Origin of the sequence: Sinobacterium caligoides, assembly GCF_003752585.1 — a bacterium.
Taxonomy (GTDB): Bacteria; Pseudomonadota; Gammaproteobacteria; order Pseudomonadales; family Sinobacteriaceae; genus Sinobacterium; species Sinobacterium caligoides.
The window spans coordinates 18,081-32,499 of sequence record NZ_RKHR01000009.1 but is presented as its reverse complement, the minus strand read 5'-3'; the positions used below and the strand labels follow the sequence as shown (position 1 = coordinate 32,499).

General features: G+C 48.9%; 13 protein-coding genes. 4 read left to right on the top strand and 9 right to left on the bottom strand.

Translation table 11 applies throughout. The features are described from left to right. Positions 1 to 59 precede the first annotated feature (59 nt). Entirely contained in the window at positions 60 to 1,886 is a 1,827-nt protein-coding gene (locus tag EDC56_RS18350) for an acyl-CoA dehydrogenase C-terminal domain-containing protein (RefSeq protein WP_123714089.1), read from the bottom strand. Positions 1,887 to 1,988: 102 nt separating this feature from the next. After that, the gene (locus EDC56_RS18345) at positions 1,989 to 2,927 is read right to left on the bottom strand and encodes a MaoC/PaaZ C-terminal domain-containing protein (protein ID WP_162844243.1); all 939 of its coding nucleotides are present in this window, start codon (positions 2,925 to 2,927) and stop codon (positions 1,989 to 1,991) included. A gap of 179 nt (positions 2,928 to 3,106) precedes the next feature. Between EDC56_RS18345 and EDC56_RS18340 the strand changes: the two genes are divergently transcribed. Next, positions 3,107 to 4,153 carry an AraC family transcriptional regulator gene (locus EDC56_RS18340; RefSeq protein WP_123714052.1) on the top strand — a complete coding sequence of 349 codons (1,047 nt, stop codon included), beginning with the start codon at positions 3,107 to 3,109 and terminating at the stop codon, positions 4,151 to 4,153. Between the two features lie 31 nt (positions 4,154 to 4,184). Here EDC56_RS18340 and EDC56_RS18335 read toward each other — a convergent pair whose 3' ends face one another. After that, complete coding sequence (locus tag EDC56_RS18335; RefSeq protein WP_123714051.1) at positions 4,185 to 5,603, bottom strand: 3-oxoacyl-ACP reductase; 1,419 nt, start codon at positions 5,601 to 5,603, stop codon at positions 4,185 to 4,187. A gap of 333 nt (positions 5,604 to 5,936) precedes the next feature. Here EDC56_RS18335 and EDC56_RS18330 point away from each other — a divergent pair, with 333 nt between their 5' ends. From EDC56_RS18330 to EDC56_RS18320, 3 genes are all read left to right on the top strand, one after another. Beyond that, entirely contained in the window at positions 5,937 to 7,214 is a 1,278-nt protein-coding gene (locus EDC56_RS18330) for an acetyl-CoA C-acetyltransferase (protein WP_123714050.1), read from the top strand. Positions 7,215 to 7,685: 471 nt separating this feature from the next. Continuing rightward, entirely contained in the window at positions 7,686 to 8,492 is an 807-nt protein-coding gene (locus EDC56_RS18325) for an AraC family transcriptional regulator (RefSeq protein ID WP_123714049.1), read from the top strand. A 204-nt stretch (positions 8,493 to 8,696) separates the two neighbouring features. Then, positions 8,697 to 9,359, top strand: coding sequence for a cupin domain-containing protein (locus EDC56_RS18320; protein ID WP_123714048.1), 663 nt, complete (start codon positions 8,697 to 8,699; stop codon positions 9,357 to 9,359). A 71-nt stretch (positions 9,360 to 9,430) separates the two neighbouring features. Here EDC56_RS18320 and EDC56_RS18315 read toward each other — a convergent pair whose 3' ends face one another. The 6 genes from EDC56_RS18315 to EDC56_RS18280 form a co-directional block, all read right to left on the bottom strand. Then, positions 9,431 to 9,979: a GDYXXLXY domain-containing protein gene (locus EDC56_RS18315; protein ID WP_123714047.1), complete on the bottom strand. Its 549-nt coding sequence runs from the start codon at positions 9,977 to 9,979 to the stop codon at positions 9,431 to 9,433. Continuing rightward, positions 9,972 to 11,045: a DUF4401 domain-containing protein gene (locus tag EDC56_RS18310; RefSeq protein WP_123714046.1), complete on the bottom strand. Its 1,074-nt coding sequence runs from the start codon at positions 11,043 to 11,045 to the stop codon at positions 9,972 to 9,974. The genes EDC56_RS18315 and EDC56_RS18310 overlap by 8 nt, the downstream gene beginning before the upstream one ends. Further along, the gene (locus EDC56_RS18305) at positions 11,042 to 11,995 is read right to left on the bottom strand and encodes a DUF2157 domain-containing protein (protein WP_123714045.1); all 954 of its coding nucleotides are present in this window, start codon (positions 11,993 to 11,995) and stop codon (positions 11,042 to 11,044) included. The genes EDC56_RS18310 and EDC56_RS18305 overlap by 4 nt, the downstream gene beginning before the upstream one ends. Positions 11,996 to 12,454: 459 nt before the next feature. Continuing rightward, the gene (locus tag EDC56_RS18295) at positions 12,455 to 12,631 is read right to left on the bottom strand and encodes a TIGR02450 family Trp-rich protein (RefSeq protein WP_245980745.1); all 177 of its coding nucleotides are present in this window, start codon (positions 12,629 to 12,631) and stop codon (positions 12,455 to 12,457) included. Positions 12,632 to 13,172: 541 nt separating this feature from the next. Then, positions 13,173 to 13,448 carry a hypothetical protein gene (locus tag EDC56_RS18285; RefSeq protein WP_123714042.1) on the bottom strand — a complete coding sequence of 92 codons (276 nt, stop codon included), beginning with the start codon at positions 13,446 to 13,448 and terminating at the stop codon, positions 13,173 to 13,175. Between the two features lie 3 nt (positions 13,449 to 13,451). Beyond that, a complete protein-coding gene (locus EDC56_RS18280) occupies positions 13,452 to 14,264 on the bottom strand; it encodes a hypothetical protein (protein ID WP_123714041.1) in 813 nt (270 codons plus the stop codon). Positions 14,265 to 14,419 lie beyond the last annotated feature (155 nt).

Sequence of the window (14,419 nt, the reverse complement as noted above, 5' to 3'; positions counted from 1 at the left end):
AACGTTCATGTCGTTTGCTGCTAAGCAATAAAAAGGCGCCTTGGGCGCCTTTTTTGTGGTTATTCTAGACAGAAGTCCTTCTCTGCCATCGCTGTTAAGCTGGACAGCTTCGCCCTAACGATTTCACTGTGAGACTTGGCCCTCGGTAACATACGGGCATAGTAAAACTCGGCAGTCTGTATTTTAGATTGGTAGAAGTCGTCACCTAAATCTGCACTGTCAGACTTTTTCTGCGCCAGCTTCTCGAAGGCCGTCAACGCCATCAACGCCCAGTAATAAGCCGACATCAGATAGCCGCTAAACATCAAAAAGTCGTGGGTCGCAGCGCCAACGGCATCGCGGTCTTTACGCGCCGCCAGCAATATCGACAGCAACATTCTCTGCCAGCGTAACTGATAGCCCATTAGCGGGCCGATAAACTTCATCATCTGCCAGCGATGCGGGCTCGCTAGGCTGCGTTTATACAAGTTTAAAATCCGCTTATTAACGGCACCGTACTGTTTAAATTTATCGAGAATCACTTTACGACCCAGCAAATCGAGGCCCTGAATACCCGTCGTTCCTTCGTATAGCGTTGCAATGCGTACATCACGACTAATCTGCTCCATCCCCCACTCTTTGATATAACCGTGGCCGCCGAAGACCTGCATCCCCTCGTTGGCCGCCTCGATACCCATCTCGGTAAAGAAGCCCTTCAATATCGGCGTGATAAAGCCGAGCTCAGAGTCAACCGCCTCTCGCTCTTTATCGTCGGTTGCCGCCATCATCTTGTCGGCGATCATCGCCGCATCGTACAACATCGCCCGCCCAGCACCGGCGATTGCCTTTTGCTTTAACAACATGCGGCGCACATCGGGGTGGTGAATAATACTGTCAGCGGCCTGTTGAGGCTCTACCGGGCCACCTAAAGTGCGCATCGAGCGACGCTCTTTGGCGTAGGCTAACGAATTTTGAAAAGCCAGCTCGGCCGCGCCAATACCCTGAATCGCCGTACCTATTCTGGCGGTATTCATAAAGGTAAACATGGCATTGACGCCCTTGTTTTTCTCGCCCAGCAGGAAGCCTTTAGAGCCATCAAAGTTCATCGTACAAGTCGCCGAACCGTTGATGCCCATCTTGTGCTCGATCGAGCCACAACTAACCTGATTGGCCTCGCCAAGCGATAAATCGTCGTTGGGTAAAATCTTCGGCACGATAAAGAGAGAGATACCCTTAGTGCCTGCAGTCTCGCCCTCAATCCTCGCCAATACGATATGAACAATATTCTCGGCCAAGTCGTGTTCACCTGAGGAGATAAAAATCTTACTGCCGGTGATGCGATAACTACCGTCGTCGCTCGGAACGGCCTTCGACTTCATCTGCCCGAGATCAGAGCCACAGTTAGACTCGGTTAGACACATTGTGCCAGTCCAGCTCCCCTCTACCAACTTACTGAGATAGCCACGCTTCTGCTCTTCCGTGCCATGCTCAATCAGCGTATTCATCGCCCCCAGGCTCAGCCCAGGATACATACCGAACGACCAGTTGGCAGTGCCGACGATCTCCGACTTAATTACCCCTAGCGATAACGGTAAACCCTGACCGCCATATTCCTCGGGATGCGACAAGCCCTGCCAGCCGTTATCGACCCACTGCTGATAGGCCTCCTTAAACCCCGCCGGCGTCGTTACCTGACCATCTTTAAAGCTACAGCCCTCTGCATCGCCCGACTGGTTAAGGGGGAATAAAACGTTCTCGGAGAACTTGGCACACTCTTGACTAATCGCCGCCACCATTTCCGGCGTCGCTTCCGCCCCCTGTGGTATCGTCTTATAGTGCGCATCAATATCGAATACTTGTTGGGTGACAAATTGAATGTCTTTTATCGGCGATTTAAATACTTTCACAGTAGCTTCCTTTGCAGCGGCATTATGCGATGCCAGTGTCATCTTATATTTTTTTAATCTCGACGTTTTATTATATCGTCGAGTATTTATTAACGTCGTTAATCAGGCGGTCACGATCTTGTTAGGCTCGCTAGCGGGCGCCCTAACGACGTCGGCCGTAAGCATCTCGGTCACCAGGTGAAGTTGATTTACGTCTTTATTCCAAAGCTCTAATCGCGGCAGTGCAGAATCAGAACCCTGCTTAACCGAAAACAGCTTAACCTTGGCGGGTAACATCAACGGCTTTTTAAATTGATGACGAATACGACACCGGCCGCCATCAGCATCGCTCATCAGCGCCGCCGAGCTTCTGGCTGCAACGTACATGCCGTGCATGATTTGCTGTTTAAACGAAAATAATTTGGCGCTGATATCAAATAAATGGATCGGATTAAGGTCTCTACTCAACAGCGCGTAACGCCTCGCCATAGCAGGTTTTAGCAGCCAAGTTTCGATCTTATTATCAATCTCCGTTTCTTTGCTGTCTGTCAGCCCGGCGGCCTCTCTCGGCATCATAGTTGAACCTACCTTGCAACGGTAAAGCAGCGTCATCGTGCTGCGCCAGACTAAACCATCGTCGTCATAAGCTTCGGTTTCTATCGCAAAGTGAATCCCCTTAGCCGTATTTGATAACTTGCCAAGCTTGCACTTAAATGCCAATACACAACCTGCGGCGGCAACAGGGGGTTTCATCCACTGCGCCTCGTTCTCAACATGAACCAAACCCAGCACCGCTAGGGGGAAATCCCTCGCCGTTAATACCGCCATCTGCAGCGGAAAGGCCATGATCTGCGGATATAATAACGGCAGCTGATCAGATCTAGGGATATTGCATAGCTTACGATAGCGGGCCAGCGCTTGCTGCTTTACCGCCATCGGCTGTTGTTGCAGTTCGATGACTGGCAAGGCATCACCTAGCTGATAGCGCTTTTGTCGTTTTTTTAAAACGGCTTTTAAATAAACCAAGGCCATGACAGGTTGTCGCCGGTAAGTGAATTGCACGCTGCTCATCCTGTTGTTATTGAGTAGAGTATTACGGTAACCGACAACCGTAACAATAAAATTGGTTGAGAATTTATTATTCGCCGCTCCTCGGTCAATCCCTCTACAAACAAACGTATTCGACCGCCGCTATCACCGGCTTATTGGTATTATGACTAGCAATAAAAAAAGGAGGGAGCATGACGACACAGCTAAAAGATGCCGGCACCTTAATACGCCTGGCTTATCAATCTATGCAGTCTATGGGTCTAGACGCCGATGAAGTATTAAGGCGGAGCAATCTTACTAGCCAGCAGCTTTACGACAGCAGCTTGCGCACGCCGCATCAGGGCCAATCATCGTTTTGGCAGGCTGCCGAAGCCGTCTCTGGCGATGCTTACATCGGTCTTAGTATCGGTGATAATATGCCGGTATTTAAAGGCTTAGTACTCGAATATCTACTGATCAGTGCCGCCAACTACCGCGATGGCATTGAGCGCATCATTAACTACCAGCGCCTCATTAGCGACGCCTTGGATATCCAGATTGGCGAAGACGGCGACTACTTCTACTTGAGCTTTCGCTACGCTGACAGCAACAGTCAGTTGATCGACTGTACGCTGATAAGCATCGCCAGAGCGCTGCTATTAAATAGCGATTCGACTTTACAGCCACAGCGCGTCGAACTCTGCCACTCGCCAGCGGCCAACCCCGGCGCTTACCACCGCCTAGATCGTGACGTAGGCAACAATATTCTCTGCCGCTACCAGCGCGCTTTTAACTGCCAGGTGACTTTTGAAAAATCTGAAAATAGGCTTTATTATTCTCGCCAGTCGCTACTACGCCCCTCTATGCACAGCCAGCCAGAGCTGATCATGTTCCACGAACAATGCGCCGAGGCACAGCTAAGTTATTTGCAAAAACAAGATCTTATCGGTCTTGTCGAGTACAACATCGGTAAAAACCTTTCAACCGGCGAGCACCAGTTGAGCGCCATCGCGAAGCAGATGAGGCTATCGCCCGCCAGCTTACAGCAGCAGCTCGAAGAGGCCGGTACCAGCTACAGCAAACTGCTTAACGATTATCGTCACGCCCTGTCGCTACGGCTACTTATCCACAGTGACGACAGCATTGCCAATATCGTTCAGCGTACAGGCTTCTCCGAACCCAGCACCTTCTATCGCGCTTTTAAACGCTGGGAGGCAATGACGCCTATCGAGTACCGCAAAAAACATCGCCTGCACTAGCAGTGCAGACGAAAATATAGCGGCACCCGCTCTACGCGCCCAACCAGCTTTGGCCGCAGACCCTGATCACATTGCCCGTCATCATAGCGGTACCCGGTGCGGCGAAGAAGGCGATGGTATTCGCCACGTCTTCTGGCTTACCGGCTTGGCCTAAGGCGTTGATGCGCTTGCCGACCTCACGCACTACAAAGGGAATTGCCTGAGTCATCTCTGTCTCAATAAAGCCGGGGGCGACGGCGTTGATGGTGCAACCATACTCTTTCAGTAGCGGCGCCATGCTCTCGACGTAGCCGATGATGCCCGCCTTAGATGCACCGTAGTTAGTCTGCCCCATATTGCCGGCGATACCGCTGACCGACGAGACACAGATTACTCGCCCGCCTTTGCCCAGTAGCTTCTCGTGCAATAAATGCTCGGTGATTCGCTCGACCGCAGTGAGATTAATATCGACTGTTGACGACCAGAAATTTTCCGGCATATTTCGCAGTTTTTTATCGCGGGTAATACCGGCGTTATGCACCAAAATATCGACCTTTCCATAAGCCTCTTTGCTATAACGCGCGATCACCTGCGGCGCGTCATCGCGACTAATATCAGACGCCAATATGCGGCCACCAATACTTGCCATGACGGTCTCTAGCGTCGGTAGCGCCTGGGGGATATCGACACCGATGACCTTCGCCCCGTCGCGAGCTAAGCTACGCGCTATCTGCTCGCCAATACCACGCGATGCGCCGGTAACAACGGCGACTTGGCCACTTAACGGCTGCGCCAAAACCAGGGGGGGCAGAGTTGCCAGAGGGTTATTGATATGTAAAATCTGACCGCTGATATAAGCAGAGCGAGGCGACAACAAAAATTGCAACGGGGCGATCAAGCCGGCCTCCGCTCCCTCTTGCACATAGATTAGCTGAACGGTGATACCTTTACGTCCCACCTCTTTGCTCAGCGAACGGACAAAGCCCTGCAGTGCACGTTGGGCAGTATGATAACGAGGCGAGATCTGGGTCTGCGGCGTTCTCGCCAGCAGCACAATACGCCCGTTAGAGGTGATGTGGCCAATCAGCGGTTTGAAAAAATGATAAACATCGACAAGTTTCTCGCTGCGATCAATCGCGCTGGCATCAAAAATAGCAGCCTTAACTCCCTCAGCAGGTATCTCCGTTAACGCTAAATTGTTGACCTTATAGTTGAGCTTTGCCGCGCCGCTATCGAGATAATTCGGCGAGCTATTGTCGTTGCTTTGCAACGCCTCTGCGCCCGTGATTTGCAAGGCCGACAACATCGGCGCCAAAAGCGGCGTCGCCTCGGTACCACCAATATAGACTTGACCACTAAACGGCTGCGCCTGATCTTTTACATTGCGCTGCAAACTCGGCGCCATCGGTACGCCTACCGTTGATAAAAGCTTTTGTCCCATGCTGCGGTTTGCTACCTGTTGATCGGCCATTGCTTATCCCTTTCGCTATTTAAGTTATCAATTATATTCGCGGCTTTCTGCCTGGCGCAGCAAGCTACGTCTCGACTTCTATCTTGCTTTCTATTCGCAAGCTTCACACACACCTAACTAGGCGTTTAGCTGAGTAGGCTATTTTACCGGTTGAGCTGTAAATGCCATTGGCTCGCAGCGCTAACCGCCGAGTTACCCGGCCAATGTTTAGCAGACCGTTAATCGTTATATTAATGATGCTGATATATCGCACCCGTGCAATCCTTCATTCAGATGGTAGGCCAACACGGGCGTTATTTTACCCCCATTATCCCGAGCCAATAAGGTCTAACTATGTCTTTCTCTCCCCGCAAAGTCGTTATCGTCGGCGGCAACCGAACACCCTTTGCCCGCTCAAATAGCGCCTACAAATCGGCGTCAAACCAGCAACTTTTAACCGCGGCCCTCACCGGCTTAGTCGAACGTTTTCAACTGCAAGGCCAGGCCTTGGGTGAGGTCGTTGCCGGTGCCGTGATTAAACATTCACGTGATTTCAATCTAACTCGTGAATCAGTCTTAGACTGTGGCCTAAGCCCGCAGACACCCTGCTACGACATTCAGCAGGCCTGCGGCACCGGCCTTGAGGCAGCCATCTTGGTCGCCAATAAAATAGCCCTCGGCCAGATCGAATGCGGCATCGCCGGTGGCAGCGACACCACCAGCGACGCACCGATAGGCGTCAGCGAAGGCCTGCGCAAGATTCTATTAGAATGTAATCGCGGCAAGTCGATCGGCGATAAACTAAAGCCGTTCTTTAACTTCAGGCCCCGCGATTTCTCGATTATTACCCCCAGCAATGCCGAGCCCCGTACCGGCTTATCGATGGGCCAGCACTGTCAGATCACCGCCGCCCAATGGCAGATCCCCCGTCTAGCGCAGGATGAGTTGACCCTACGCAGCCACAAAAATCTGGCCCGCGCCTACGACGACGGATTCTTCCAAGACCTGGTTACCCCCTTTGCAGGTGTCGAACGCGATACGATTCTTAGGCCCGACTCTAGCCTTGAAAAACTCAGCAGCCTATCACCGGTCTTTGACCGCGATAACGGCACGATGACGGCGGCCAACTCGACTAACTTAACCGACGGCGCCTCTGCCGTGCTGCTTGCCAGCGAAGAGTGGGCAGAGCAACAGGGCCTACCCGTACTGGCCTATTTCAGCCACTCACAAACCAGCGCCGTCGATTTCTCGGCCGGTAAAGAGGGCTTATTGATGGCACCGACCTACGCCGTGCCGAAGATGCTCGCTAAAGCCGGTTTATCGCTACAGGATTTTGATTATTACGAGATCCACGAGGCCTTCGCCGCACAGGTATTATCGACCCTCGCCGCCTGGGAAGACACTGCCTTCTGCCGTGACTTTTTAGGCTTAGACGAGGCCCTCGGTAGCATCGATCGCGCCAAGCTCAACGTCAACGGCAGCAGCTTAGCGACCGGCCACCCCTTCGCCGCGACCGGTGGCCGCATCGTCGCCACGCTGGCAAAGCTATTAGCCCAGAAGGGAAGGGGGCGTGGCTTGATTTCCATTTGCGCGGCCGGTGGCTTGGGTATCACGGCGATTATTGAGCGCTAAGACGGCGGCAGAGACTTCTATAGCGAAGTCTCTGCGCTAGAGCTGGCAGCTCACTCGCCGATAGCATCAGCCCGCAACCTGCTCACGCTCAAGGCGGATCGTGTTGTTCTTTTCGATCACTTTAAGGTGATGATAGTTTTCATGATCGGTCAGCGATATCGCTAAGCCCACTTCGCCAGATTCAGAGTGCTAAGTTTTGGTGATGGACGAGCCGACCAACCACTTGGATCTCGAGGCCATTGATGGCTTTAGTATCGCACTGAAAAGCTACGATGGTACAACGTTGGTATTGTCTGCCTGTTAATGAGGTAATGACTTAAACAGTCAGGATGTGCTTCTCGCTAGACAGATTATCTCGCTAATATTATTGCTGGTACTTTGAACGCGTTCCTATTTCGTCATGGTTTTACCTTATTGTGCTAGAGAGTCAGTTGAATTAATCTCGATGAAAATTGGCAGGCTTACAAAACAATGGCTAACCCTAACAACCCTATCACAGCGATTGCACCGATACCCTTCGGCAGAGTTGTTGATGCTGAAAAGCCTGTGCTGCTGTACAGGAAGTACATTAAAGACACTATGGGCTCAGCTGCGCATGCGCATCCGAGAGGGCAGTTCATCTTCTCGACGGAAGGCATCACAAGAGTGGTCACCTCAACCGGGGTTTATCTCATCCCTTCATCGCAGGCGTTTTGGTGCCCGCCCAATCATAAGCATGAACTATTTTTCTTGGGCGAAGTTAATATCGCCAATTTATTTATTGATCCTGCTTGGGCGAAGAGTCTGCCAAGTGATCAGCAAGTTTTTAATGTCTCGCCATTGGTAAGGGAGCTTATTCTAAAGGCAACAGAAATCGGCCCTGATTACTCGCCAATAGGGAAAGAGCGCCGTTTAATGGAGGTGATTATTGATGAAATTGCCGAGCTTACCCATTCACCTTTAAAGTTACCGTGGTCAGAGCACCCTAAATTAAGCAAAATTATGCGGATTATTTTCGATAATCCAATAAACAATAACAGTATTGAGCAGTGGGCTGATTATGTACATACATCCACCAGAACCCTCGCCAGAATGTTTAAAAAAGAGGTGAATATGACGTTTAGTGGCTGGCGTATGCAAGTTAGGCTGTTCTATGCCTTAGAAAAGCTGCACGAGGGGGAGCCTGTCACCAGTGTTGCAATGGCATTAGGCTACAGCTCAGCGAGTGCCTTTATTTCGGCGTTTAAAAGGAATCTAGGGCAATCGCCTCTAGAGTATATTGCCGCCAAGAAGAAGTAGGTGGCTTGCTTTTTTTTTACTTTATTTTTCAGAAAGATGTACCAAAAAGTACCCACCTTACCAATAAGTGCTTACTTTGCTTTAGTGAGAGTATTGGCTAGCATAGCATTGGTGTAATGACCGTTGCTGTTACTCCTGCTACGCCACAGGTTTTGAGTAGCAGTGGCTGCTAGAAGCAAATAATGAGCTTAGTTGGGTGCTTAAATGACGACACAAATTAATACAGACTTTTCGCAACGCATTGTGATTCAGCCCGATGACTATCGCTGGGTTGAATCGCCCATGCCTGGGGTAGAGCGAATGATGCTTGACAGGATAGGGGATGAAGTCGCACGCGCAACTTCATTAGTCCGTTATGCGCCTTTTAGCCAATTCTCGCCACATACACATACCGGCGGTGAGGAGTTCTTGGTGCTCGAGGGTGTCTTTGCAGATGAACATCACCGCTATGGTAAGGGTAGCTATGTGCGTAACCCGATTGGTAGCTCGCACACCCCTAAAATAGGTAAAGAAGGGGCGACTATTTTTGTCAAACTACAACAATTTGACCAAAGTGACAGCCAACAAAAAATAATCGATACTCAAACACAGCCATGGCATCAGGGACTAGTGGATGGCCTAACAGTTATGCCGCTACATGAGTTTGAAGGTGAGCAGGTAGCGCTGGTTAAGTGGGCGCCCTATACATCGTTCAACCCTCACCAGCATAGGGGGGGAGAGGAGATCTTGGTGCTAGAGGGCACCTTCCACGATGAGCACGGTAGCTACCCGAAAGGTTCATGGTTACGCAGCCCGCACCTTAGCCGACATAAGCCTTTCACTAAAGAGGATGGTGCTTTGATTTACGTAAAGACGGGGCACTTGTAACGCCGGGGGAGGGAGGTTGTTTTGACAGAAGGTTGAATCGCTGGCGGCGCAAGGCGCCACCAGTTGTCAGGCTACTGATCACCGCTATCTGCGGCAGTGGTATCCTGCTTAGCGGGCTGATTTTCAGCACCGATTTTCAACAGATCCTTGTCATACATTGCCGTCAACAATAACTCGCCATCATCGTCGACTCGAAACTGACCGTATTTAGCGGACTCGTAGTACTCGCCGTGGCCCTCCTGAAAGAAGAAAGCGTTGGTGGCAAATTTCACGTTTCCATTGCGACTTCGGTAACGCAGTAAGCGCTCGTTATCGGCTAATACCTGGTCAGTATACAGCGCTTTAAAGCTGGCGACATGGCGCTTATCCAGGCTCACGATGACATAGCCGCTCGAGGCGTGTTGGTGTGGTTTGCTTTCAGCGATCTCCTGTTGAATTGAGCGGCCCATGCTGAAGTTGAGTGCCATATAGTCGCCTTGCATTAATGACCGGGGGTCGACAGGTGCTAACTCTAGGTAGACAATTTCACCGTTGGCTAGATGCTGTTCCTTTGAGTAAATAGACCCGTTAATCAGGCCGAGAATCACGGCTAGCGATAGGAGTGATATAAGCTTATTCATGGGTCACCTTGGCTATTTTTTGCTGGATGAAGTTAATGGCCAATAATATGACGCCAATAATTAACAAGGTCTGAGACTTATCCAGTAAGCTGACTTCGAGCAGATAATAGTAGTATGAGATGTAGGAAAGCATTGCAACGGTTCCGAGTCCCATTAATACACGATTGCTGTTGGCAAAGCCCAGTAGTAGCACCAATACCCCCACTGTGATGCCTTCTGTATCCATAGTGGCAATGACGATAGCGAGCATGCCTAATAATGCGGCAATGCTGTAGGGGGCAAACAGCTTGTGGCCCAGTCGATCGAGAATATGCCAAACAGTGTAAAGGGCTGCTGCGCCCAAGAGAGCTTGGCCAACCCACCATAGCCAGGGAGACAATATAACCCACAAGAAGATTGACTCGGGCCCATCATTGAAATAAAGCGTCTCAGGGAATAATCTTGATGCTGTTGTTAGAATGACTGTTAGCGTCAGTCCATAGCTAATCGCTCGCTGTGTGGCCATGTGCTTGGGGCAGCGAAACTCGTGCAGCCATAACCATACTGTTATTACCATGATGATGCCGGTGATAAAAATCTGGTAGGGCGCGCCGAAGGCGTATGAGAGGTAACCTCCTGCTAGCATTGATGAAAAGACTCGGTGAATAAAATTAGGCATGACGATGGCGAGCAGTAGGTGGAATACGGCAAGCACGACTAATAGCCAATGAAGGCCTTTATCCGCATGATCCAATATCGGTAACGTCACCAGTACTTGTCCAGCAAAGCTAATGCATAACGCAAAATTGGTAGCGAAGACATGATCAGATTGGCGTAATACGGTATAGGCAGCAACGATAAGTGCGAGTCCTGTTATTGTTAAAGCGTATGCGTTATCCATAAGTGAGCTTGCAAACCCCGTTAAGATAATCAGCAAGAGTACGAACAGCGAAGCTAACCAGGCAGAAAAGGCGACTAATAATTTAACGTACCATGGTGAATCGGATGGCAGCTCTGCAGGCTTCTGGGCTGTAATAATACCGGCTGTCGTTAAAGTCTCCCACATATCGATCGGTGTCTGACTCATGATTGCCACTCCTTCTGAATATGTTTAAGCACAGTGACGACGCCAGCTCCCGTGCCCAGGGTGACTATGGCCAGCATAAGCAGGCCGCCTGTGTCGACGATGAGAAGCCCGGCAAGGCAAGTGGCAATAATAATGACCGATAATCCCGCGCCAGCCAGTATCAGCAGGTCACGAATAAGGTATCGATAGATACCATAGATAGCTCCTAGCCAAGCAAGCCAGATGAAGAAAACTACCGGCTTCCCTTCGAAGATAGCGTAGATGCCCAACCAAGTGATCATAGTGCCGCTGGCAACTGCGAGTAGCCGAGCTGGCCATCGCTCTGCTAGCCATGTGTAGCGGGTTGCAAGTACCTCCCATACCGCTAGGGCAATAATATTGAAAAGAAATAAAGCCCACAGCATCGTTAAATCGGAGTTGAAGAACATGCCTAAGACGCTTTCTGGGCTCATTGAATAGAGCACAATAGAAAGGTTAATCAAGCCGAGCCAGAGAACCCATATTGCGCTAAATCGACCGATTAATGCCCAGGGCAACATTAACATTGCCCAGAAAAAAAACAGTTGCCAAGGATCGGCACCGGTTTGATAAGTTTGGCCGACTAATGCCAGCAATACGCCGAGTAATATTGACGCCACGAATAGGGCGACTTTCGACGAAACCTTCTGCTTATCGAGCATGCAATAGAACAATACAGCGGCAATGATAAGCCCCTCGACCATCGCAAACTTGGCAAATCGCCCAAGGTCATACCAGTTGAAAGCGATAAAAAACAGCGCTGAAAAAGCAATGGCAAGGCCGCCTAGCCAGGTCAGAGCGTGATTGATAAAACTCTGCCAAGCGGGGCTATCTGGGAATATTTTTGAAGCGGTCAGTGCCTCGTCAATTTTGTCGTCAGGGATATAGCCCTGCTCGAGCAGCTCAATGAGCTGGTGTCGCCTCGATTTCATTGTCTTCCTCTTCCTGTACTCTTGTTTTTTCCAATATATCGTCAAGTGATTATGATTATGTATGAATAGTGGGCTATTGCCGTAACAGAAGAGCTTATTTTATTTGATGTATTTCAAGCTAGTTGATTGTAATACGCTTTATTGGCTGTTTTTTGTCTTATCGTTGATTTTTATTGGCCAACAGTGTCTGTGCAGTGGTAGTGATAGCGAGGCCGCCGTTGCAAATATAGGTCGTCGTTACAAACGCTGGTCGCAGCTATTGATCTCAAAGCATGATAATAGCGGGGAGTTTACTGAACAGAAGGGAGGCGTGAGGTAATGTCGTACGTCGATGCGTGGCAGTATGGCCTCTGCAATTAAAGCCGAGTGTAAACTGGCATATTAAGTTTGAACGGCCTTGTGTTTTATTGTGCGCAAGTTCATGTATTGCGGTGCTGTTAATTAGCCTGTCATGCAGTATTACTGCCAACCATAGAGCCACTGAGTGCTGTCTTGTAGTGTTTTCCACTCGATGATCATCGAGCGTTTGCTGATGACAGCTTCTATTGTGCAGGATATAACGTTGTCATCTTCGTCATAGGTAAGTTCTGTGACGATAAAGTGCTTTTCTTTGTTTTCGGTTCGGTTGCCGTCCACTTACTATGGCGTAATTTGTGCGGGTTAATCTTGTTCAAAGCGTCTCCTTGCTCATCTGCTAATTACTCGAGATTGGTTAATTTTTCAGTATTGTAGCCTTAATGAAAACTATGCGATTTGAAAAATCTTATAATCAGTTGGTCATAGAAGGCTTAATGGGGGCTTAAGTTTTGGTAAATTCATATAAAAATATAATTCCCCCGATAAAGGTGGGGAACACTATAAGACCTAGCTTTATGCCCTTTAAATTTTGCTCTTTAAGGTGCTCCCTAAGCATCTCTTTATCTTTTAGCGTTAGTCTGTAGCTACAGTGAGTGCATTGACTGGCTTTATCATCGACCTTTAAGCCACAGTTTGGGCACGGGCCTTTTGGCTTTCTCTTGATTACTGGGTTATAAGTAAATAGATTCATTATTGTTACAGGTTGTGAAGTAAGTCTATGCTGGCTGCCGCTAAGCGTGTTGTTAACTATTTGAAAATAGGGTTTCTTATTGATCGTGTGATTGAGCGTGAAAAGTGGCTGATAGCTGTTTTTGCTAGCCTATAAACCAATAATAACATCTAACCAAGTACGTTTAGCCCGATCTGATGCTTTTTGATAGCTGGCAGCTTCCTCTTCGGCCTTTCTCATGCTTTCAATATTGTCTAGTGTGCCAGGGCGATTGCCGTTTTCTGCTGCGCGCGCACGTGCTTCCTTAGACCGCTGGTCGTATACCTCAGATTTCTTCAATTGCTCGGGTGACGGGGATAAACAGCCTGATAGGCTTATGATGATAAAAATAGATAATATAATTTTGATGCTCAATTTAATCTTCACTTGTTATAAGTTCGTACTCTGACAGGCAGCTAGCTCTGGCTCTTCGTGTTTGATTGCTTTGAGCTCCGCTATGATATTTGAGTTATCAATTTCTTTAACTGCTTTCTTGAGCAGTTTTTTAAGGTTGGGTTTTAAGCAACTCGTTGCTTGATCTACAGGAACACTCTTGAGAAGTAAGAAAATTGCTAATGCATATATGTGCTCTGACTCTGTTAGATAGCCGCTGTTAGTTGTTTTCCACCCCTGCGATCCCGAGCCAGTGTATTGGCTAAAGTTGAATGTTGAGTTAGCCATAAATACCCCAAAGCCAAGAAATGTAGCAGTTATATCTGTAGCAAACTCCCAGTTGTCCCAGCCTCCCGGAGGTGGTTCTATAGCTGTACCGGTAAGGTAATGAGCAAGCTCATGGGCAAAGGTGGCAACTAGCTGAGTGGGGCTTGAAAGTGATGCAGGGTTATAGGTGATAATCACTTCATCTTCACCCTTATATTCAAAAGTCCCTAATGCAGAACTGGGTGTATCTCGAACTACAAGAGTTTCCCCTACGACAGGGTTAATATCTTCTTCTTGGGCTACGAGCTTACATGGCCACTCTTCCATGCCTGCGTATTTCTTAACGGCTTCAAAAGTTTCAATTGCAGCTTCTTCAGGGTCTTTTACTTTGGAGGGGAAATACTGCCTAGTAGGAAGGATAAGTTTGGCCTCTTCATAAAAGTCCTTTCCGCCAAAGTATTTAAGTAACCATTTATAGGTTTCAACCTGAAACATGGAATCTTGCTTAGATATAATAGGTTTTGACTTTAAGAAATTAAACATGATCTCTCTGTGTATTTACTTATAACGCTTATTTGATGGGCGGCTTTGTGGCGAAGCCACACTCAAAGTTGTCCAGCCGCAGGCGCCATTGAACGTTTTGTTATGATTTTTCATGGCGTGAAGATTACTTACGATTAGTTGGCGAAGAGTACTTA